18 protein-coding genes are annotated in these 20,313 nt (G+C 66.5%); 8 read left to right on the forward strand and 10 right to left on the reverse strand.

Annotated elements, in window-relative coordinates; translation table 11 throughout:
* Positions 1 to 62 precede the first annotated feature (62 nt).
* Together K410_RS0110645 and K410_RS0110650 are read right to left on the reverse strand one after the other, a co-directional pair.
* On the reverse strand, positions 63 to 863 hold the full coding sequence (locus tag K410_RS0110645) for a hypothetical protein (protein WP_028134828.1): 801 nt from the start codon (positions 861 to 863) through the stop codon (positions 63 to 65).
* A 304-nt stretch (positions 864 to 1,167) separates the two neighbouring features.
* A complete protein-coding gene (locus K410_RS0110650) occupies positions 1,168 to 2,613 on the reverse strand; it encodes a helix-turn-helix domain-containing protein (RefSeq protein WP_028134829.1) in 1,446 nt (481 codons plus the stop codon).
* 229 nt (positions 2,614 to 2,842) lie between these two features.
* On the opposite strand from K410_RS0110650, the gene K410_RS0110655 reads away from it, so the two are divergent.
* The 3 genes from K410_RS0110655 (at position 2,843) to K410_RS0110665 (ending at position 5,456) form a co-directional block, all read left to right on the forward strand.
* Positions 2,843 to 4,477, forward strand: a complete 1,635-nt coding sequence (locus K410_RS0110655; RefSeq protein WP_028134830.1) for an isocitrate lyase — start codon at positions 2,843 to 2,845, stop codon at positions 4,475 to 4,477.
* 30 nt (positions 4,478 to 4,507) lie between these two features.
* Complete coding sequence (locus tag K410_RS0110660; protein ID WP_028134831.1) at positions 4,508 to 4,717, forward strand: DUF4170 domain-containing protein; 210 nt, start codon at positions 4,508 to 4,510, stop codon at positions 4,715 to 4,717.
* 184 nt (positions 4,718 to 4,901) lie between these two features.
* Positions 4,902 to 5,456 (forward strand): hypothetical protein, encoded by a 555-nt coding sequence (locus K410_RS0110665; RefSeq protein ID WP_028134832.1) that lies wholly within the window; start codon positions 4,902 to 4,904, stop codon positions 5,454 to 5,456.
* A 120-nt stretch (positions 5,457 to 5,576) separates the two neighbouring features.
* Here the strand turns inward: K410_RS0110665 and K410_RS0110670 are convergent, their stop codons facing one another.
* Positions 5,577 to 6,458 carry a metallophosphoesterase family protein gene (locus K410_RS0110670; protein ID WP_028134833.1) on the reverse strand — a complete coding sequence of 294 codons (882 nt, stop codon included), beginning with the start codon at positions 6,456 to 6,458 and terminating at the stop codon, positions 5,577 to 5,579.
* A gap of 107 nt (positions 6,459 to 6,565) precedes the next feature.
* On the opposite strand from K410_RS0110670, the gene K410_RS0110675 reads away from it, so the two are divergent.
* On the forward strand, positions 6,566 to 7,057 hold the full coding sequence (locus K410_RS0110675) for an NUDIX domain-containing protein (RefSeq protein ID WP_028134834.1): 492 nt from the start codon (positions 6,566 to 6,568) through the stop codon (positions 7,055 to 7,057).
* Positions 7,058 to 7,207: 150 nt separating this feature from the next.
* On the forward strand, positions 7,208 to 7,723 hold the full coding sequence (locus K410_RS0110680) for a GNAT family N-acetyltransferase (RefSeq protein WP_028134835.1): 516 nt from the start codon (positions 7,208 to 7,210) through the stop codon (positions 7,721 to 7,723).
* A 145-nt stretch (positions 7,724 to 7,868) separates the two neighbouring features.
* On the opposite strand, the gene K410_RS38415 is transcribed toward K410_RS0110680, so the two are convergent.
* From K410_RS38415 to K410_RS0110710, 7 genes are all read right to left on the reverse strand, one after another.
* Positions 7,869 to 8,114: a DUF3551 domain-containing protein gene (locus K410_RS38415; RefSeq protein WP_080672150.1), complete on the reverse strand. Its 246-nt coding sequence runs from the start codon at positions 8,112 to 8,114 to the stop codon at positions 7,869 to 7,871.
* Positions 8,115 to 8,495: 381 nt separating this feature from the next.
* Positions 8,496 to 10,874 carry a TonB-dependent receptor gene (locus K410_RS0110685; protein WP_028134836.1) on the reverse strand — a complete coding sequence of 793 codons (2,379 nt, stop codon included), beginning with the start codon at positions 10,872 to 10,874 and terminating at the stop codon, positions 8,496 to 8,498.
* Between the two features lie 147 nt (positions 10,875 to 11,021).
* Positions 11,022 to 11,426 carry a DUF2946 domain-containing protein gene (locus tag K410_RS0110690; protein ID WP_028134837.1) on the reverse strand — a complete coding sequence of 135 codons (405 nt, stop codon included), beginning with the start codon at positions 11,424 to 11,426 and terminating at the stop codon, positions 11,022 to 11,024.
* 153 nt (positions 11,427 to 11,579) lie between these two features.
* Positions 11,580 to 13,643, reverse strand: a complete 2,064-nt coding sequence (locus K410_RS0110695) for a membrane protein (RefSeq protein WP_028134838.1) — start codon at positions 13,641 to 13,643, stop codon at positions 11,580 to 11,582.
* A 127-nt stretch (positions 13,644 to 13,770) separates the two neighbouring features.
* Positions 13,771 to 16,575 (reverse strand): DUF4159 domain-containing protein, encoded by a 2,805-nt coding sequence (locus tag K410_RS0110700; protein ID WP_028134839.1) that lies wholly within the window; start codon positions 16,573 to 16,575, stop codon positions 13,771 to 13,773.
* A complete protein-coding gene (locus tag K410_RS0110705; RefSeq protein WP_028134840.1) occupies positions 16,572 to 17,516 on the reverse strand; it encodes a DUF58 domain-containing protein in 945 nt (314 codons plus the stop codon). The genes K410_RS0110700 and K410_RS0110705 overlap by 4 nt, the downstream gene beginning before the upstream one ends.
* The gene (locus K410_RS0110710) at positions 17,516 to 18,514 is read right to left on the reverse strand and encodes an AAA family ATPase (RefSeq protein ID WP_028134841.1); all 999 of its coding nucleotides are present in this window, start codon (positions 18,512 to 18,514) and stop codon (positions 17,516 to 17,518) included. The genes K410_RS0110705 and K410_RS0110710 overlap by 1 nt, the downstream gene beginning before the upstream one ends.
* A gap of 257 nt (positions 18,515 to 18,771) precedes the next feature.
* On the opposite strand from K410_RS0110710, the gene K410_RS0110715 reads away from it, so the two are divergent.
* The 3 genes from K410_RS0110715 to K410_RS0110725 are packed head-to-tail and all read left to right on the forward strand — an operon-like array spanning position 18,772 to position 20,311.
* Positions 18,772 to 19,383 (forward strand): DUF1285 domain-containing protein, encoded by a 612-nt coding sequence (locus K410_RS0110715; RefSeq protein ID WP_028134842.1) that lies wholly within the window; start codon positions 18,772 to 18,774, stop codon positions 19,381 to 19,383.
* The gene (locus K410_RS0110720) at positions 19,380 to 20,051 is read left to right on the forward strand and encodes a CoA pyrophosphatase (protein WP_028134843.1); all 672 of its coding nucleotides are present in this window, start codon (positions 19,380 to 19,382) and stop codon (positions 20,049 to 20,051) included. The genes K410_RS0110715 and K410_RS0110720 overlap by 4 nt, the downstream gene beginning before the upstream one ends.
* A complete protein-coding gene (locus tag K410_RS0110725) occupies positions 20,048 to 20,311 on the forward strand; it encodes a DUF6111 family protein (protein WP_028134844.1) in 264 nt (87 codons plus the stop codon). Before K410_RS0110720 ends, K410_RS0110725 begins: the two co-directional genes overlap by 4 nt.
* The last annotated feature ends 2 nt before the right edge of the window (positions 20,312 to 20,313 follow it).

The following is a 20,313-nucleotide window of genomic DNA, read 5'->3' on the forward strand; positions in this document are numbered from 1 at the left end:
GCGGCCAAAACTGAAAAAGCCGCGCATGCCGCGCGGCTCTTTCGACGTTTCGGCGTGGCGCCTTACTTCAGCGAGGCAACCGGACCGCTCGCCGCCGCGGGCTCGGGGTCGAATCCGAACACGCCGACCAGATATTTGTAATAGTCAGGCATCTTTTCCTTGAGCGCCACGCGCGACTTCGGGTCGTGGAATTCGCTCTTGCCGGCCAGGAAGATGCTGGCGGTCACCGCGAAGAACTCCATGGGATTCTTCATCGCATAGGTGTCCTTGGGCAGCAGGTCCTTGGACTTGGCCAGGGCGTAATAGGCGATCACGCCCTTGTTGGCGTAGCCGTCCGGCAGCAGCCGCGCATGATAGGCGTGAAGCAGCTCGTGCAGCAGCACGGCCTCCTTTTCGTAGCGCATCATGTCCGGGCGCAGCATGATCACACCGAGCCCCGAATCGACCGCGAGGTCGACGGCGTTCGGATTGGTCCAGCGCTGCTTGTTCGGATCCCACACCGTGAGCGTTCGCGGCGCGGTGCGGCGGATGTCCGGCGTGACCCGGCCGTAGCACGCAGTCGCGGCGCCTTCGTCGAGGCAAGCCAGCTCGCTCGCGACGATCGGCACGGTATGGAAGAAGCGCAACACGCGCGGCGAAAGGCCGGCGCCTTCGACGAGATCGATTTGCTGCTTCAGATTGTCGGTGAGCTTGTCGACGTCCTTGCGCTCGGAATTCTCCGACAGGTCGAACATGTAGCCGCGATAGCTCTGGAAGCCCGGCGGCAGCGGCTGCGCCGCGTCGGCATCGAGCGATCCCGCGCGGGACGGACTGGCGAACAGCGTGCCGACGATGGTTGCGGTCAGCAGCAACGCAATGCGCATGATGAAACCCCCTGATGTCACTTCGCCCGGCAGAATAGGCCGCCGTTGTTTGCGAAAAGTGAGTGGGGCGAGACTAAGGCGCCGATGTTGAGGCGTGCTTAACCGCTGGTTGCAGATCCCGCGCGGGGATTAGGGCCGGGTTAACCAAGCATGGATCGGCGGCGCGCTTCGGGGCCGCTGCTCGCCGAGCATGCCAGCGCGGCGGCAGGGCCGGTGATCGTGCATACGCTGGCACAGAGCGGTCCCGGCTCTGCGCAGCAGCGCAAGAGCGCTGCAGCGCGTCCGGGACACGAGACCTCCCCCCTCACAGCTCCCGTGCATTCGAGAACGCGAAGCTCGACACCCGCCGCGTCGTCTCGTCCAGGATCAGCGTGCGCGTGATCGGCGGCTCGGCGCGCTGGGCGCAGTTTTCGCGCTCGCACAGGCGGCAATTGACGCCGATCGGCGTGCCCTCGGCCTTCTCGAGGTCGATGCCGGCCGCGTAGGTCAGGCGTGCGGCGTGACGGATCTCGCAGCCGAGGCCGATGGCGAAGCGCGGCTGTGGCAGCGGATGCGGCGCGACCGGGCGGCGCACCATCTGTGCGATCGAGAAATAGCGCGTGCCGTCGGGCAGCTCGATCACCTGCTTGAGCAGGCGATCCGGCGTGTCGAAGGTCGAGTGCACGTTCCACAGCGGGCAGGTGCCGCCGAACTTGGAGAACGGAAAGGTGCCGGAGGAGAAGCGCTTGGAGACGTTGCCGGCATTGTCGACGCGCAGCAGGAAGAACGGAATGCCGCGCGCGTTCGGCCGCTGCAGGGTGGTGAGGCGATGGCAAACCTGCTCGAAGCCGGAATTGAAGCGCTGCGCCAGCACGTGGATGTCGTAGTTGAGCGCTTCGGCCGCGGCGAGAAAAGCCGGGTAGGGCATCATCACCGCCGCTGCGAAGTAATTGCCGAGCGTGATGCGGAACAGCCGGCGCGGCGCGTCGTCGAGCGGTCCGGCACGGCCGATGATGCTCTCCAGAGCTTGCGTGCATTCGCCGAGGCCCAGCTGGAAGGCGAGCTGGAAGGCGCGGCCCGGCGGGTCGACCAGCTCCGAGATCAGCAATTGACGGCGGTGGCGATCGAAACGCCGGAGCGTCTCGCGCATCACGTCGACGGGCATGATGCGGGTCTGGATCGAATGCTTTTCCCGCAGCCGCGCGGCCAGCGCCGCGTAGAGCCCTTCGGCCGGGACGTTCAGCTCGTCGCGGAGAGTCTCCGCGGCCTGCTCCAGCTCCGGAAAATAGTTGCGATTGGCCTCGATCAGCTCGCGCACGCGCTCGACCGGATTGGCCTCATAGCGCGTGCCGACGTCGCGGTCGGCCATCTGGGCCGCGGCCAGCGTCTCGCCCTGGCGCGCCTCGGTATAGGCCGCATAGAGCCGCTGCAGCGCATGGGTGACGCCGGGGCAGAGCTCGGCGAGATCGCGCAACTCCTGCTTGGGCACGTCGATCTGGCGGAACAGGGGATCGGAGAAGATCTCGTTGAGTTCGGCGAAGAAGCGGTCCTCGTCGGCGGTGGCGAGATCGCGCAGATCGAGGTCATAGGTCTCGGCCAGCCGCAGCAGGATCTGCGCCGTCACCGGGCGCTGGTTGCGCTCGATCAGGTTGACATAGCTCGGCGAGATTCCGAGCCCCTCGGCGATTTGGGTCTGCGACAGCCCCAATTGCTGCCGGATCCTCCGGAAACGCGGGCCGACGAACAGTTTCTTGCCGGACTCGGCGGCCATGTCCTGCGATCTCCATCTGCATCAGGGCAGTCTTACTGACCTAATATTTACAAACTTTACAAAATAACATCTATTACATGTTCTGATGTTACATGACATCACCAATAAAAAACAAGCCACCTGTACGAAGTTTCCGTTTTCGCGTTTAGCTCCTGACACGCATCTCGCAATGCAGTGTCAAGAATGTCGATGGCTCGCCATCGCCATCGTCAGCGAAAGGAACAGGCACATGAACTACCAGCCGCGCGGCATCAGCTCCCTCCAGGGCCCGTCCTCGTATCAGGACGAGGTCAAGGCAGCCCAGGCGCTCCTCGAGACCCAGCCGACCTGGAACGGCGTGTCGGCCGAGGCCGTCGCCCGCATGCGCCTGCAGAACCGCTTCAAGACCGGCCTCGACGTCGCCCGCTACACCGCGGCGCTGATGCGCGCCGACATGGCGGCCTATGACAAGGACCCGACCAAGTACACCCAGTCGCTGGGCTGCTGGCACGGCTTCATCGCCCAGCAGAAGCTGATCTCGGTCAAGAAGCATTTCGGCGGCAAGACCGATCGCACCTATCTGTACCTCTCCGGCTGGATGATCGCGGCGCTGCGCTCCGAGTTCGGCCCGCTGCCCGACCAGTCGATGCACGAGAAGACCTCGGTGCCGGCGCTGATCGAGGAGCTCTACACCTTCCTGCGTCAGGCGGACTCCCGCGAGCTCAACGACATCTTCCGTCTGCTCGACAAGGCGCGCAAGGAAGGCGACAAGACCCGCGAGAAGGAGCTGATCGAGAAGATCGACAACTTCCAGACCCACGTCGTGCCCGTCATCGCCGACATCGATGCCGGCTTCGGCAACGCGGAAGCGACCTATCTGCTCGCCAAGAAGATGATCGAGGCGGGCGCCTGCGCCCTGCAGATCGAGAACCAGGTCTCGGACGAGAAGCAGTGCGGCCACCAGGACGGCAAGGTCACCGTGCCGCACGAGGTCTTCCTCGCGAAGATCCGCGCCTGCCGCCATGCCTTCCTCGAGCTCGGCGTCGAAGACGGCATCATCGTGACCCGCACCGACTCGCTCGGCGCCGGCCTGACGCAGCAGATCGCCGTCAGCCACAAGCCCGGTGACATCGGCGACCAGTACAACAGCTTCCTCGATTGCGAGGAAATCACCGCGGAGAACGCTCGCAACGGCGACGTCATCATCAACCGCAACGGCAAGATGATGCGTCCGAAGCGGCTGCCCTCGAACCTCTACCAGTTCCGCCCCGGCACCGGCGCGGACCGCTGCGTGCTCGACTGCATCACCTCGCTGCAGAACGGCGCCGACCTGCTCTGGATCGAGACCGAGAAGCCGCATATCGAGCAGATCGCCAGCATGGTCGACCGCATCCGCAAGGTCGTGCCGAACGCCAAGCTCGCCTACAACAACTCGCCGTCCTTCAACTGGACCCTCAACTTCCGCTGGCAGGTCTATGATGCCTGGAAGGACGCCGGCAAGGACGTCAGCAAGTACAACCGTGCCGAGCTGATGAAGGCGGAGTACGACGAGACGCCGCTGGCGCAGGAAGCCGACGAGCGCATCCGTACCTTCCAGGCGGATTCGGCCAAGCGCGCCGGCATCTTCCACCACCTGATCACGTTGCCGACCTATCACACGGCGGCGCTCTCCACCGACAATCTCGCTCGCGAATATTTCGGCGAGCAGGGCATGCTGGGCTACGTCAAGAACGTCCAGCGCGCCGAGATCCGTCAGGGCATCGCCTGCGTGAAGCACCAGAACATGGCCGGCTCCGACATCGGCGACGACCACAAGGAGTACTTCGCGGGTGAAGCCGCCCTGAAGGCGGGCGGTGCCCACAACACGATGAACCAGTTCGGCTAACCCATCACGCCATTCGACAGGAGACTGACAATGACCAAAGGCAGCAATTTCTGGGTGATCGGCGGCGAGTTCGGCTCGATGAACTTCCACAAGCTCGTGGAAGGCTCCGCCCAGGTCAAGGGTCCGTTCAAGACCCGCAAGGAAGCTGAGGACTGCTGGAAGGAAGTCTCGGAAGAGAGCCGCCACAAGGCCGGCGTCCGCTTCTCGATCGTGGAAGAGCCCTCGCGGGTCTCGGCCTGATCGCCCTCACTTAAGAAGACGTCCAAGGACGGACGGTCCCATCCAGGCCCTGCCTGGGTGGGATCGTCTGTTTTTGGCACAGGTCAATCGGCTGTGGGCGCCGTAAGTAGCTGGAATTGTAGGCCTTTGCGGAGGGTTTGGTTGCTGATAGGTTAATGGCGGAAAGTCGAGGACGAGGCCGACAATGTCAGAGCCCGAGACCAGCGGGACCCATCCCGGCCAGCCGCGTCCGGTGCGGCTGCGCGATGCGCTGCTGCGCGCGCGGATCGAGGCCGCCGACCGGACCGGCGTCGTCGTCGATCTCAGGGACGCCGAAGTGGCGCGGCTCGAGATCCTCAATGATGCGCTCGATCCCCTGTTCGCGCAGGTGCCTGATCAGGTCGACCTGTTCGACCGCGGCGTCAGCCAGGGCGATACGCCGAGGCTCTGGATCGACGTCGTCGCCCACATCGTGATGGGGCGCGACAAGCGGATGTACCGCTTCGTCCAGGACACCCGTTTCGGCCGCATCGTGCTCGCCGAATCGCACGACACCGCGGCAATCGTCGAGGCCGTCACCGACTATGTCGCGCGCCGCATGGTCGAGCGCGAGCGGGCCATGGTCGTTCCTCCCGAGCCGCAGGCACCGGTCGTCGCGCCACCGCGCCGCTCGCGCTTCTGGCCGTTCGTGTTCGGCTTCGTGCTAGGCGCGGCCGCGCTGTTCGGCGTCGCGGTTCTGGCGGCCTTGCGGAGCTGGTGAGGTATCCTCCGCCGTCATTCCGGGGCGCGCGAAGCGCGAGCCCGGAATCTCGAGATTCTCAGGTGCGCAAGGGCGCACCGGAGTTCGGCTCCCAGAGCCGCCCCGGAATGACGGCCAAGTCTAAATCAACCTCACATGCTTGATCTGCCCGACCTGAAATCCCGCCCCCAGGCTCCGCACCGTCTGCTCGCAGCGCCAGCCGGCATTGTCCTTCTCGATACGGAGCAGATTGTACGCCGCCGCCGGATAGCGTCCGTGCGCAAGCGCGGAGGCCGAGGGCACGCCGAGCGCGGGAATGTCGCCGTTGGGACCCTCGACCCACACGGTCGAATGAACGTGGTCGTGCCCGTGCAGGATCAGCTCGACGCCGTGGCGCTTGAGCAGCTCGAGCAGCGCGGGCGCGTCGGTCATACGCTTCTGACGGGCGTCGGATTTCAGGGGATGATGCACCAGCAGCACGCGGAAGACGTCCTCGGTCGCGAGCCGTTCCAGGACCGTTTCGAGCGCGGCGAGCTGATCGCGTCCAAGCGTGCCCGTTGCCATCAGCGGCAGCGTCGGCACCGCCGTCGACAGGCTGATCAGCGCGAGCGGCCCGCGCCGGCGCACCGAAGGAAAACCGATACGGCCGTCGTCGCCCGTAAGATAGGGTGCGAAGGTCTCGCCGAAGCGGTGCGAGGTGGCTCGGACATAGGCGTCGTGATTGCCGGGAATCGTCGTGACGCGGTCGGGCGGGCCGACATCGTCGAGCCAGGCGCGGGCCGGCGCGAACTCGGCTTCCAGCGCGAGATTGACGAGGTCGCCCGTCACCGCGATGTGGTCGGGAGCCTGCGCCTTCATGTCCGCGACCAGCGCGTCGAGCACCTCGCGGCGCTGGTACTTGTGGCGGTTGCGGGTCCAGTTGACGTAGCCGAAGGCGCGCTTGCCCGCGAGCTCGATCAGCCGCGGTTTCGGCAGCGGCGGAAGATGCGGATCGGACAGATGGGCGAGCGTGAAGGGAGCCAGCCTGTTGGGAGTCATGGGGCGCGATTGCCTCGCTATTGCTCCGCTGTAATGGCAAGCTCGCAAGCAACGCGCAAGCACGGCCTGAGCCGCGGCGTCGAGGAAGCCTGATGGGAGAACGTCTGAACCGAGCCCGACGCAGAGCCGAGCCGCTGCTGCGGCGATTCTTCCATGCCTATTTTCTCCTGGTGCGCGGCATGACGCTCGGCGTCCGCGCCGTGGTGCTGGATGCCGACAACCGGGTCTTCCTGGTCAGGCACAGCTATGTCAGCGGCTGGTACCTGCCCGGCGGCGGCGTCGATTTCGGCGAGACCATGGATGAGGCGATGCGGCGCGAGCTCAAGGAGGAGGGCGACATCGATCTCACCGGCGAGGCGATCCTGCATGGCATCTTCCTCAACAGCCACGTCTCGCGCCGCGACCACGTCGCCGTCTACGTGGTCAGGCAGTTCAGCCAGCACCGGCTGCCCGCACCCAACCGCGAGATCGTCGAATGCGGGTTCTTCGCGATCGATGCGCTGCCCGAGGGGACCACGTCCGGCACGCGGCTGCGGATCGCGGAAGTGCTCGACGGCCGGCCCCTGATTGCGACCTGGCGGTGAGGGCGGGCCGTGTCTGCGCATGAGGATCGTCATTCGACACGAGCAGGCTGAGGTCTCGGAACACCCGTCGGATCGACGTCCAAAAATGGACCCGAGCGGCTGCGCGGCCCAATGGACCGCGCCGCGTTCCAATGCTATCCCGCGATTGCCATGACCGACCTTTCACTCACCGTCCTCCCCGAGGCCGCCGGCGACGCCCAGTCGATCGAGCGGCTGCATGAACGCACCTTCGGTCCAGGCCGTTTCGTGCTCAGCGCCTATCGGATTCGCGAGCACGTCGACCATCTGCTCGAATTGTCCTTCACCGCCCGCATCGGCACGCTGCTGGTCGGCTCGGTCCGGCAGTTGCCGATCCTGATCGGCGAGACGCCGGCCCTGCTGCTCGGGCCGCTCACCGTCGAGCCGCCGTTCCGCGGCCACGGGGTCGGCCGCCTGCTGATGGAGCGTGCGCTGAAGGACGCGAAGGCGAAAGGCCACCGTCTCGTGCTGCTGGTCGGCGACGAGCCCTACTACAGTCGTGTCGGCTTCAAGCCGGTGCCGAAGGGCCGCGTCACCATGCCGGGCCCGGTCGATGCCGCCCGTATCCTGGTGTTCGAGCTCGTCGACGGCGCCTTCGAGGGCGTGTCGGGGACGGTGGGCCCCGACTGGAGCAAGGCGCGGGCCTAGGATTGGGCTGCCGCAGGGCTCGGCCGGCGCGGATGACCCAAAGCGCGCTCCATCGAGTGTCCAAAAAGCAGCTCGCGGTCTGGCAGCGGAAAAGCAGTACTTTCTTCCAGCGTCGAGAAGAGAACGCCCGTCCGCACATTGTCTCTCAATGGCGGGGAGCTTTCTTCGGCGGCGGCGGCTGCAATGCGCGCTGCTGGAACAGAACGTACCGGTTCACATCGCAGTATGTGTTCCACCGGCCGGATGCCGAAGCCAGACACTGCTCTCTCGTTCGGTAAAGACACTCGCCGGAGGGGCCCAGCTCTCCACCATAGACGCACCAAGGATAATCGTAAGCATGTGCGGTGGTGATGGGCGCCATGAGGATCAGCATGAGAAGGATCGTGCGCATCGTGCCTCCATTCAAGAGCAGGGTGCCAGCAGTGAGCTGGCACCGAAGCGATATGTGAATGTTGAGCTACATCAAATCTTCCCAGATACATATTGCTTCTGCTGCCTATGGTTCTGCAAGCCGTACCTGCCGAACGTCTTGCTGTACCGTCCGAACGGACAAAGAGGCCGCCGAGTCCGGCCTGGCCGCGCGAGGCCGCGGCGCCTTGATCGCCCGGTTTCTACCTCGATGCGTGCGGGGCGCTCGATGCCGGCTCGGCGGCGTAGGCGCGATAGGCTCGCAGCGCTCCATCCGGGCTACGCCGCCGTCAATTGGAGGAGCAGCGCCCACGTCTCATACGGCATGTATGTCGGGGCCCGCAGGCCCCGACCGACGTCAAGCCTAGAACTTGAAGTTCGCGAACGCCCGCACGCCGATGCCGGGTAACAGCACCTGATCCTTGTTGAAGGAGACGGCATTGCGGATGTTCTCGTTCAGCAGGTTGTTGCCGATGAGCCCGACATGCATCTCGCGCGCGCCGAACCAGCTTTGATCGAGCTTCGTCTTGTAGCTGACCTCGGCCCTCAGCAGGTTGTAGCCAGGCGTCGGGGTCTCCGCGATCGGTGCGATGTCGTTCTGCGCGAACGCGTGCAGCAGGTTGATCCGTGCAAACCAGTCGGCGTCGCGATAGTACACACCACCGCCCAGCCGCTGGGGCGGAATGCGTGGCACGTTAGTGCCGTCGTCGAACGTCGCGCGCACGATGTCGTATTGACCTTCGATGCCCCAGATCCCGTTCCAGACCGGCATCACGTCGTACTGGAACTGGAATTCGCCGCCCCGGAATGTCGCGTCGCGCTGCGAATAGACCGCCTGATTCAGTTCGAGGCCCGCGCCGAGCTGGCAAACGCCGTCCTCACATGTGTTGCCGGTCAGGCGCCGGTAGATAAATCCGTTGAACTTGGTGTAGTAGCCGGTGATTTCGAAGCGAAGCGGTCCTACCGCCCGCCGCAATCCCGCCTCGACCGACTTGGCGGTCTCGATGCCGAGATTGGGATTGCCTATGTCGAACGTGGTGGTGGCGTCGTGGCCGCCGCGCGAAAACAATTCCGCCGGTTTCGGCGCACGCTCGACATATTGGCCGGTGATGCTCGCGACCAGATCCCACGGAAGGTTGTGGATCAGGCCGACGCTCCCGCTCACGGGCGTGAAGTTGCGATTGACCGCCGTTGCGGGGCCGATCGCGGCCGGATCGACGGCGAGGTCGAACACATCGGGGACAAAGGCTGGCGCCGTGCCGCTCAGCCTTGCGCTCTCGACGCGTCCGGCGATCTGAGCCTTGGTCGCTTCGTTGAACTTGAACTCGTTGAAGATGTACCCGGCGACCTTCGTGTTCTTGTTCGGATCGAACAGACCGTTGATCGGACTGCCTGGATCGTCCGGACTCGGCGCGGTCAGCTTCTGGTGCGACGCCTGAACGCCCACGGCGGTGGTCAGCGCAGCAAAGCGAACGTCGAACGGCGCAAGCTGCACCTCGACGCGGCCTTCCTGTTCCTTGCTGGTGAAGGTCTGTCTCACGCCGAGGGAGGTGAGATCGGCAGAGTCGGCGAGTCCGACCTCATCGTGTTTATAGTCGGTGGCCCCAGCCCAGAACCGGATCGCATCGATGGCCGCAGCGTCCGGCCGATATTCGCCTTTTGTCGTGAACTTGGTTTGTCGTCCGTCGATCCGTGTCAGGAACTCGCTGCCCTCGATACCGGGAATGTGGTAGAGCGCGTTGTGCTGCGTGATCGCCGCGCCAACGTATCCGCCATCGAAGATGTAGGAGCCGCCGACAGATCCGCCGTAGGCCTGCGATGCCGAGTTCGGCTGGCGACCGTTGAACGGCAGCGTCGGGTCGGTCAAGAACGGGTAGCTCGGGACGCTGTAGTCGCCGGCCTTGCGGCCAAAGGCATCGGCGTGCATGGCAAAGTTACCGCCGCCGGCGTCGAGCAGCACGGCACCTTCGGCCCCGCGATCGACAGACGTCACGGCCGTCCGTGTTTCCGCGGTGATGCAGCCCGGCGATCCCACGTTTGCCAGCGGCGCCTTGGTCGGGAGTCCGTAAGTTGCAAAGGGCGCTGCGCAGGATGGCAAGGCATCCGGAATTCGATTGTTGGTTGCGCTGACCACGCCGCCGATCGCGGTGGAGCCGTAGCGCAGCGTCGCCGGTCCGCGGATGACCTCGACCTGGTTGGCTGCCAGCGGATCAACCGGCACGAAGTGATCCTCGCCGAGATCGGACGCGCCGTTGCTGCCGGTGCCGTTCTCGACGATGCCGACACGGTTGGTGTCGAGCCCGCGAATGATGGGGCGGCTGGATGCGCCGGGAGCGTATTCAGAGCCGGTGATGCCGGGCTTGGAGAACAGGAGATCGCCGAGCGTGCCGCCGCCGTTGCGCCGGATCTCCTCGTTCGGCACCACGGTGACAGTCGCGAACTGATCGGTCACAACAGGCAGCACGCCCTGCTGAGGCGCGGCAGGCACCGGGGCTGCCGGGGTTGCTTCCGCCGCTTGCTCGCGGCTGCGCACCCGCGCGGTCCGTGTACCGCGGCCTGGGTTGCGCGACGGCACCACCGCCCTGCGCACGATCGGGCTTGGCGCCGTCACGGTGACGGCGGGAATCTCGGTCGACGATTGGTTTTGCGCAGGCGTTTGGGCGAAAGCGGGCGTGGCGGCAGCGCCGAGCAGGAGCAGGCTTGCTCCGCCAAGTCGTTGCACGCGTCGCGATTTGAATGACATTGTCCTGATTCCAGTCAGGCGCCGTCCGGATGATGGTCTGCTGATCGGAGGCGGCCTGCCGTCGCGGTGCGACGGAATTCGACTTCAACTCTTCCCGGCCGAGCGCCTGAAAGCGCGATGGCGGGCGTGATCAAGTGGTGTCGGGAGTCAGGACGCGGGAGGGGCGCGCGGCTGGAACGCCGTGCCGGCCGATCTCAGATGGAGGAATTCGGCATCGGTGGTGCGATAGAGCAGGTCGATCGCCTGCGGCAGCTGCAACAGTGGCGGCGTCGCGAACAGGATCGTGCCCGCCATCGCGACGACGGCGCAGATCGCACAATTGTCCTCGCCCTGATGGTCGCGATCGGGGCTTGACGGCGATTGCTTGTGAACCGCCGCGCGGTCGCCCGCAGCTTGATCCTTGCTGCCATCGACTTGGTGGAGTGTGGCCTGGGCAAGAGTAGCGGCTTGAGCGAACCAATGGCTGTGGCCGAACGTCAGCGCGAACTGCACCAGCATCGCGAACAACGCGAGCCGGGCGCCGTGCCTGATATTCGACCGGAACCACTTCATCGGAAAACGCCACCCCCACATCGCGAGGCGCCCAGTCCCTGGGGCGTCACGATGTTATAATGTAACATCGCTCCAATCGTCAGCTGATGTCAACGGCACTCGACCCGCGCAGCGCGGGTCGCAGGCCGATGTGGCGTTCGAGCAACGGAGCGTTCAGCGCCCCTCGCGGACCCAGGTCGCTGCAAACGCGCCGAGCAGCAGCAACAGGCCGATCAGACCGGCAAAGATCGGCAGCACGCCGACGCCCTTGACGACGCTGGCATCGCGCATCCGCACTCCCATCCAGCCGTCGCCGGCAAAGACGCTGGCCGAACGCACCGGGAGGACGCGCGGCAGCTCGATGCTGGCGCCATTCGCGACGCGCACGGCGTTGCCGCCGGTCGCCTGCGTCAGCGGCTTCAGGGTCTCGACCGTGGAGGTGACCTCCGAAAACTCCTTCGGATTGGTCGGTCCGACATTGATGAGCGCCTTCAGTGTGCCGTCGGTGGCCTGCCACAGCCCGAGCTCGCTCGCCGGCAGGCTGGCACGCCATTCGCCGGGCTCCCCTGGGCTCAGCGTCAAATCCTGCGAGGCGCCGGACGGCGAGGTCACGCTCACCGGCTGGACGCTGTCCGCCATGGTCTGGCGCACCACGACCAGATTCTTGCCCTGCACCTGGAGGCGCAGCGCCTCCTCGTCGAGGTCCGGCTGCTTCATCAGCCAGTGCGACATCCGCCGGAGCAGATCGAGGTGCGGGCCGCCGCCCTCATAGCCGCGCGCCCACAGCCAGATGTGGTCGGACAGCAGCAGCGCGACACGGCCCTCGCCGAAGCGCGACAGGAACAACAGCGGCTTGCCGTCGACACCCGTCATCACCGGTGGGTTGACGGAATTGCGGGTATCAACAGTGCGGAAGAACCGGCTCCAGCGCGGCGGCTCGGAGGCGGAGCCTTCGAGGCCGCGCGTGACGGGGTGGCGTTTGCCGAGGTCGGACAGATGCGCATAGAACGGCTTCTCCGTCACCCCGACCGGTTCGGCCGGCAGCACCGTATCCAGCGGCGTGCGCCAGATGCTGGTGGTGGAGGCGTAGTCGGGGCCGGCCGAGACCAGCACCGCGCCGCCCGAGCGGACATAGCGCGCGATGTTGTCGAAATAGGCGATCGGCAGCACGCCCTGACGGGCGTAGCGGTCGAAGATGATCAACTGGAATTCGTTGATCTTCTGCTGGAACAGTTCGCGGGTCGGAAACGCGATCAGCGACAATTCGTTGATCGGCGTGCCGTCCTGCTTCTCCGGCGGCCGCAGGATGGTGAAGTGCACGAGATCGACGCTGGCGTCGGACTTCAAGAGGTTGCGCCAGGTGCGCTCGCCGGAATGCGGCTCGCCCGAGACCAGCAGCACGCGCAGCTTGTCCCGCACGCCGTCGATGGCGACGACGGCGCGGTTGTTCACCGGCGTCAGCTCGCGCTCGAGCGGGGAGGCCTCGATCTCGACGATGTTCGGTCCGGCATGCTTGATGTCGACGTCGACGCTCGCGGCCTGGCCGCTCGAGAGCGTGCGCTCGTTGATGACCTCGCCGTCCCTGCGGATCGTGACCTTGGCGCGCTCGCCGGACACGCCCTGATCGTCGAGGCGGTAGCTGATGGACTGGCTCTGTCCGACGATGCCGAAGCGCGGCGCGGCGGTGATCGCGATGCGGCGGTCGCGCTCGTCCTTCTGGCCGGTGATCAGCGCATGCACCGGCGCCTGGAAGCCGAGCGCGGCGGCGTTCGCCGGAATGTCGTGGACGCGGCCGTCGGTGATCAGGAACGCGCCGGCGACGCGGTCGACCGGCACGTCCGACAAGGTCGAGGCGAGGGCGCCGAACAGCTTGGTGCCGTCGGTCTCGCCGTCGGCCTGTCCGGCATCGACGACGCGCACCTCCAGCCCCTTGATCTTCTTCAGGCTGTCGACCAGCGCTTCCTGCGCAGCTGCGGCCTCGCGATTGCGGTTGCCGAAATTCTGGCTCGGGCTCTTGTCGACGACGATCGCGGCGACCGAGGTGAGGGGCTCGCGTTCCTCGCGGGTGAAGGAGGGGTTGGCGAGCGCGAGCAGGAACAGCGCCAACGCGGCCACGCGCACGGCAGCGCCGCGCGCGCGAGCAATCAGCAGCACCAGCGCGACGACGACGATCGCGGCGAGCGCGAGCCAGAGCACGATGGCGGGGACGAGCGGCGTGAATGCGATGCCGTAATTCATTAAACCACCCTATCAACGTCATTCCGGGGCGATGCGAAGCATCGAACCCGGAATCTCGAGATTCCGGGTCTGGTCCTTCGGACCATCCCGGAATGACGGAGTGTGTGGATCAAGCGCGTTACCCGCATCATTGCCCCAACCGTTCGATCAGGGCCGGTGCGTGCACCTGGTCGGCCTTGTAATTGCCGGTCAGGGTGTACATCACGATGTTGGCGCCGGCGCGGTAGGCGACTTCGCGCTGGCGGGTGTCGCCGCCGGTCACCGGCAGCATGGCCTGGCCGTCGGGCCGTACCGCCCAGGCGCCGGCAAGGTCGTTCGAGGTGATGATGATCGGCGAGACGCCGTCGCCGCCGCGCGCCGGCCGCTGCGCGCTGTCGTCGTCCTCGTCGCGCGGCAGGGTCTCGACCCAGGTCTGGCCGGTGACGAAGCGGCCGGGGAAGTCGCGCAGCAGATAGAAGGTCTTGGTCAGCACGTGCTCGCGCGGCACCGGCTCGAGCTCGGGCACGTCGAGCGAGGACAGGATCTCGCGCAGCGTCTGCATGGCGGGGGTTTGCGCCGCGCCGTTCGCGCCGGGCGGGGCTTCGATCGCGTCGCGGGTGTCGAACAGCACGGTGCCGCCCTGCTTCATGTAGGCGTCGATTCTGTTGATGGCGTCCCGCGGCGGCTTCGGCGCGCCCGGCACGATCGGCCAGTAGATCAGCGGGAAGAAGGCGAGCTCGTCGCGCGCCGGATCGATCCCGACGGGATCGCCGGCCTCGAGCGCGGTGCGCTGGGCCAAAAACAGCGTCAGCCCGTTCATCCCCGCCTTGACGATGGAATCGACGTCGGCATTGCCCGTGACGACATAGGCGAGGCGGGTTTGCGCCGTCGCCTTCATCGCGAAATCGTCCGCGGCGCCGTCGGCGCGTGACGGCGTTGGCGCGAGCGAGGTGAGCAGCAGGCCGAGCACGATCATGGCAGGCGCGGCGCGGCGGCGCAGCAGCGCGGCGATGCCGCCGCCGAGCACCGCGACGATGATGGCGTCGATCAGGAACAGCGCCAGCGCCGTCGACAGCAGCCAGCCGCGCAGGTCGCGCGGCTCGGCATTGGTGTAGGTGGCGTGCCGGGCGCGCAGGCTCGTGGTGTTGAGGGCCGCGATGCGGTCGGCGCTGGCAAGCGTGTTCACGGCGAGCGGTCCTTCGGCCGGGCCGTAGAAGCCCGGCGGATGATCTGATGTGGCGCGGTCGCGGTAATCGGCGGGCAGCGGCTTGGCGGTCGCCGGCGGCGGTCCGAAGGCGCCGAAGCCGTCGAGGATGTGCAGCGGCGCCACCGTCTCGGTGGTCGCTTCGCTGGCAATTCCTGCGCCGGGCTTGGAGGTGTAGCCGGACATGTCGACGATCCGTCGCAGCATTTCGACGAAGGTGCCGGACATCGGCAGATCCGACCAGCGCATGTCGGCGCTGACGTGGAACAGGCTGACCAGCCCCTTGCCGCGATGCTCGCCGGTGACGAGCGGCGTGCCGTCTTCCAGCGAGGCCCAGCTCTTGGTGGCGAGCACGGCGTCGGGCTCGGCCAGCACCTGGCGGCTCACGGCGACGTCCCTGGGGACCGCGACGCCGGCGAACGGGCCGTCGGCCGCGAAGGAGGTCAGATGCTGCGGCTTCTCCCAGGTCAGGCTGCCGCCGAGGGTGCGGCCGCCCTTGCGCAGCTTGACCGGCACCAGGTCGTCCTCGGCCTGCGCCAGTCGGGGCCCTGCGAACCGCACCAGGACGCCGCCCTGGTCGATCCAGGCATTGAGGCGTTCGCGCAGCTCCGGCGCGATGGTGCCGACATCGGCGAGGATGATCATCGGCAGCTTCTGGTCCAGGAATTGTGTGATGCCCTGCTGCGGCGAGCCCTTGTCGGCGAGCCTGACGTCGGCGAACGGCGTCAGCGCACGGGCGAGGTAGAAGGTCGGCGCCAGCAGCGGCTGCGCGGTCTCGCTGGTCGAGCCCGAGACGATGCCGATGGCGCGGCGGCGCCAGCGCTTGTCGAGCAGCTGCACCGCGCCGGCGGAGCGCTCGCCCGAGATCTCGAGGCGGTTGATGTCGTTGCGCAGCTCGACCGGCAGATCGAACGCGGCGTCGGTCTCCTTGTCCTGCGGGCCGAACGAGAACCGCGCTTCGCCGATCGGCGAGGCCTTCTGGTCGAGCGCGCGCACGGTGCCGGCCACGATGCCGCTGTCGGTGCGCAGCACCTTCACCGTCATCTTCGCGGCGGCGTTCTCGGCCGCGACCAGCGCCAGCGGCGAGGGGGTGCCGCCATCGAAGATGGTCAGGCTGCGCTCGCCGATGGTCTTGCCGAGGCCGGCCACGAATTCCTCGCCGCGGCCGGTGTTGACGCCATCCGACAGCCAGGCGATCTCGCAATCGCCGGTGGCTTTCAGGAAGCGGTCGATCGCGGCGAGCGTGTCGACGCGGTCGACCGAATAGGGCTTTGGCGCGAGCTGGCGCAGCGCGACGCGCGCGGCGCCCGCAGGCATCAGGGTGATGTCGCGGCTCGGCTCGGACAGCGGCACCAGCGCGATGGCGCGGCGGTCGTTGTCGGCATTGGCGATCAGCTCGTCGGCGGCCCTGATCCTGACATCCCAGTGCGATGCGGCGCTCCAGCCGTCATCGAACACGATCATCAGCGGCGCCTTGCTGCCGGCAAGGCCCGTCTGCGGGTTCCAGATCGGGCCGGCGGCGGCGAAGATCACCAGCGCTGCCGCAAGCAGCCGCAGCGCGGTCAGCCACCATGGCGTCCGCGAGGGCGTCTCCTCGCGCGGGGCGATGTCGAACAACAGGCGGGTCGGCGGAAACTCGATGCGGCGCGGCCGCGGCGGCATCACGCGCAAGAGCCACCACAGCACCGGCAAACTGACGAGGCCGATCAGAAGCAGCGGTTGGGTGAAGGCGAGCGGCAATCCCATCATGCGGCCGGCCCCGCCTTGATGGTCGTGGTGCGGGCGCCCGACTTGCTCACCTGCATGCCGGCATGCAGGAACAGCAAGAGCTCGGCGGCGGAGCGGTCGGTGGCGTGCGTCGTGAACAGCCAGTCGAGCTTGCTCGTCTCGGCGCGGATCTGGTCGCGATGCAGCGCGAGCCGCGTGGTGTAATCCTGCGCCCAGCTCTCGGCGCGGCCGGCGGTGATCACCCCGAACCCTTCGGGCTCGACGAACTCGACGCGGCCGGAATAGGGGAACGATTCTTCGGCGGGATCGACGACCTGCACCAGCGTGCCGTGCGCGCCCGAGCCGGACAGCCCTGCGAGCGTCGCCCTGATCTCGGAGATCGGCGACCAGAAATCCGACAGCACGATCGTCTCGGCGAGCGCGGGAGGCACGAAGGACGGCGGCAGGCTGGGCCGATCGGCATCGTCATGCAGCATCGCCTGCGCCATCTTGTCGATGACGCTGCGGCTCGCCGTCGGCGCCATCAGCCCGGGGATCCCGACCCGTTCGCCGCCGGAGACCAGCAGCTCGGCCAGCGCGAAGGCGACGATCAGCGTCCGCTCCAGCTTGGACTCGCGCGCCGTCTTCGAGGCGAACGCCATCGAGGGCGAGCGGTCGGGCCAGATCCACACCGTGTGCGAGGCTTCCCATTCGAGCTCGCGGACATAGAGAAGGTCGTCCCGCGCCGAGCGCCGCCAATCGACGTTCTGCGCCGGCTCGCCGGAGACGAAACGGCGATATTGCCAGAAATTTTCGCCGGAGCCGGCGCGGCGCCTGCCGTGCAGGCCGTGGATGACGTTGGCGGCGATGCGGCGGGCCTCTAACACCAGGCGCGGCAAGGAAGCTGCGAGCGTGCGGCTTTCGCCATCGGCACGTCGGATCGCGATGACCTCCTTCGCCGTGTGCCCGTTCTCCGCTGCCATCAACCGATCCGTGCCTTCAATTGCCGGATCACGTCCGGGATCGTGCGGCCTTCGGCGCGCGCCTGGAAGGTCAGCGCCATGCGGTGCTTCAGCACGGGCTCGGCGAGATCGAGCACGTCGTCGACCGAGGGCGCCAGACGGCCGTCGATCAGCGCACGCGCGCGCACCGCCAGCATCAGGGATTGGCTGGCGCGCGGGCCGGGACCCCAGGCGATGAACTTGCCGGATTCGCCGGCGTCGGGACCCGGACGGGCCGAGCGCACCAGCGACAGGATCGCCTCCACGACGGAATCGCCGACCGGCAGGCGTCGGATCAGCCGCTGCGCGGCGATCAGCGCGTCCGCGCTCATCGATCCCTTCGCCAGCGTCTCCTCGGCGCCGGTGGTCTCGAACAGGATGCGGCGCTCGGCGTCGCGATCGGGATAGTCGACGTCGATCTCCATCAGGAAGCGGTCGAGCTGCGCTTCGGGCAGCGGATAGGTGCCTTCCTGCTCCAGCGGGTTCTGCGTCGCCAGCACGTGGAAGGGTTTTGGCAGGTCGTGACGCGCGCCGGCCACGGTGATGTGCTGCTCCTGCATCGCCTGCAGCAGTGCCGACTGCGTGCGCGGCGAGGCGCGGTTGATCTCGTCGGCCATCAGGAGCTGCGCGAACACCGGACCCGAAATGAAGCGGAAGGCGCGCTTGCCCGTGGTGCTCTCGTCCAGCACCTCGGCGCCGAGAATGTCCGACGGCATCAGATCGGGCGTGAACTGGATGCGCTTGGCATCGAGCCCAAGCGTGACGCCGAGGGTCTCGACCAGCTTGGTCTTGGCAAGGCCGGGCACGCCGATCAGCAGCGCATGGCCGCCGGAGAGGATGGTGACCAGCGTGTTTTCGATCACGCGGTCCTGGCCGAAGATGACGGAGGCGATCGCATCCTTCGCGGCGCGAATCTGGCTCGACACCTGCTCGGCCGAACGGACGATCCCGTCCTCGAGTTTCTCGACACTCTCCGCCATCCGCTCGCTCCTTCAGCCCGCCATGCGGCTTGTCTGGGCCGTCATGTCACCGCATCGCGTCAAATCATGGGCCTATGCTAGGCTTGCAGGAAGGCCATGTATTCGTTGAATTAACCTATCCCCACCTTATCGGCTTCGGGTTATGTACGGCATCACGAAGTGGCGACCTCCACACCGGACTATCCCGGATGGAACCGCGCACCCGAGTACAACGTAGACCTGCACCAATCGTGCCAAAGACAAAGTCAGGGCAAACCATGGCGAACCAAGGGCAGAGCGCCGATCGTGGCCTCGAGGGGCTGACTGCCGCCGCCAAGAATGCTGCCAATGCCGAAGGCGGCAAGAAGGGCCTGCCGCCGGTGCACCTGTGGAATCCGCCGTTTTGCGGCGATCTCGACATCCGAATCGCCTCCGATGGTACTTGGTTCTACTTGGGCACGCCAATCGGGCGTCCCGCCTTGGTGCGGCTGTTCTCGACCATCCTCAAGCGCGAGGGCGACAAGCATTTCCTGGTCACGCCGGTGGAGAAGGTCGGCATCCGCGTCGACGATGCGCCGTTCATGGCGGTCGAGATGCAGAAAGACGATGAGAGCGGCCATCGCGTGCTGCGCTTCCGCACCAATGTCGACGACTGGGTCACCTGCGATGCCGCGCACCGGCTGCGCTTCGAGCAGGCGGCGGACGGCGGGCTGACGCCTTACTTGCATGTCCGAGCCGATCTCTGGGCCAAGGTCACGAGGGCGCTCTATTACGATCTGGTTGACATGGGCGAGGAGCGGATGGTCGATGGCCAGCCGATGTTCGGCGTCGAATCATCAGGCGAATTCTTCGCCATGGCCGATGCGGAGCAGGTGAGGGCCGCGCTTTGACCAAGCCTATCCTGAAGAGCGACCAGGTTGTGCTCGGCGCGGCGGATTTCTTCGCCCGCTCGAAGGCGAAACTCGGCTTCGACGTGCCGGCCGGCCTCTACGATCCCAACATCATTCCCGCCTCGGGTGATCCCGGCACCGACAAGATGCTGGAGATCATCGCACGCGAGCAGCCGGTGCGCCCCGCGGCGGTGCTGATCGCCGTGGTCGATCATCCCGAACCGACCATTCTGCTGACGCAGCGCGCGGCGCATCTCAACGACCATGCCGGCCAGGTCGCCTTTCCCGGCGGCAAGATCGACGCGACCGATTCCTCGCCGCTGGACGCGGCGCTGCGCGAGGCCGAGGAGGAGGTCGGGCTGTCCAGAGACTTCGTCGAGCCGCTCGGCTATCTCGATCTCTACGGCACCGCGTTCGGCTTCCGGATCCTGCCGACGGTGGCCAAGGTCCGGCCGGGCTTCTCGCTCACCATCAACCATTCCGAGGTTGATGACGCCTTCGAGGTGCCGCTATCCTTTCTGATGAACCCGGTGAATCATCAGGTGCACAGCAAGGAATTCCGCGGCATGGAGCGGTCCTATTACGCGATGCCGTTCGCGGAGCGCTACATCTGGGGGGCCACGGCCGGAATGCTGCGTGTGCTGTATGAGCGGATCTATTCGTCATGATCCGGACGGTTCTGACCGAGATCGGAATCTTCCTTATCCCGTTTGCCGTCTATGCGCTGTTCCTGGCCGCGAGCCGCTCTGGTGTGTTCGCGCGCTCGTCCTGGCCGGTCACGATCGTCGCGCGCCTCACCCTGGTCGCGCTTGCGCTCGTCATCGCGGGCCTGATCGGCCTTGCGGAGTTCTCCGGCGCGCCGCCGGACTCGACCTACGTTCCCGCCCATATCGAGAACGGGCGGCTGGTGCCGGGCGTGGAAAAATAGGG

The organism is Bradyrhizobium sp. 22, assembly GCF_000482425.1.
GTDB classification, from domain to species: domain Bacteria; phylum Pseudomonadota; class Alphaproteobacteria; order Rhizobiales; family Xanthobacteraceae; genus Bradyrhizobium; species Bradyrhizobium japonicum_B.

Coding starts and splice junctions, on each gene's coding strand:
- K410_RS0110645 (WP_028134828.1), bottom strand. CDS start 863: ATGCGCATTGCGTTGCTGCTGACCGCAACCATCGTCGGCACGCTGTTC.
- K410_RS0110650 (WP_028134829.1), bottom strand. CDS start 2,613: ATGGCCGCCGAGTCCGGCAAGAAACTGTTCGTCGGCCCGCGTTTCCGG.
- K410_RS0110655 (WP_028134830.1), top strand. CDS start 2,843: ATGAACTACCAGCCGCGCGGCATCAGCTCCCTCCAGGGCCCGTCCTCG.
- K410_RS0110660 (WP_028134831.1), top strand. CDS start 4,508: ATGACCAAAGGCAGCAATTTCTGGGTGATCGGCGGCGAGTTCGGCTCG.
- K410_RS0110665 (WP_028134832.1), top strand. CDS start 4,902: ATGTCAGAGCCCGAGACCAGCGGGACCCATCCCGGCCAGCCGCGTCCG.
- K410_RS0110675 (WP_028134834.1), top strand. CDS start 6,566: ATGGGAGAACGTCTGAACCGAGCCCGACGCAGAGCCGAGCCGCTGCTG.
- K410_RS0110680 (WP_028134835.1), top strand. CDS start 7,208: ATGACCGACCTTTCACTCACCGTCCTCCCCGAGGCCGCCGGCGACGCC.
- K410_RS38415 (WP_080672150.1), bottom strand. CDS start 8,114: ATGCGCACGATCCTTCTCATGCTGATCCTCATGGCGCCCATCACCACC.
- K410_RS0110685 (WP_028134836.1), bottom strand. CDS start 10,874: ATGTCATTCAAATCGCGACGCGTGCAACGACTTGGCGGAGCAAGCCTG.
- K410_RS0110690 (WP_028134837.1), bottom strand. CDS start 11,426: ATGAAGTGGTTCCGGTCGAATATCAGGCACGGCGCCCGGCTCGCGTTG.
- K410_RS0110695 (WP_028134838.1), bottom strand. CDS start 13,643: ATGAATTACGGCATCGCATTCACGCCGCTCGTCCCCGCCATCGTGCTC.
- K410_RS0110700 (WP_028134839.1), bottom strand. CDS start 16,575: ATGATGGGATTGCCGCTCGCCTTCACCCAACCGCTGCTTCTGATCGGC.
- K410_RS0110705 (WP_028134840.1), bottom strand. CDS start 17,516: ATGGCAGCGGAGAACGGGCACACGGCGAAGGAGGTCATCGCGATCCGA.
- K410_RS0110710 (WP_028134841.1), bottom strand. CDS start 18,514: ATGGCGGAGAGTGTCGAGAAACTCGAGGACGGGATCGTCCGTTCGGCC.
- K410_RS0110715 (WP_028134842.1), top strand. CDS start 18,772: ATGGCGAACCAAGGGCAGAGCGCCGATCGTGGCCTCGAGGGGCTGACT.
- K410_RS0110725 (WP_028134844.1), top strand. CDS start 20,048: ATGATCCGGACGGTTCTGACCGAGATCGGAATCTTCCTTATCCCGTTT.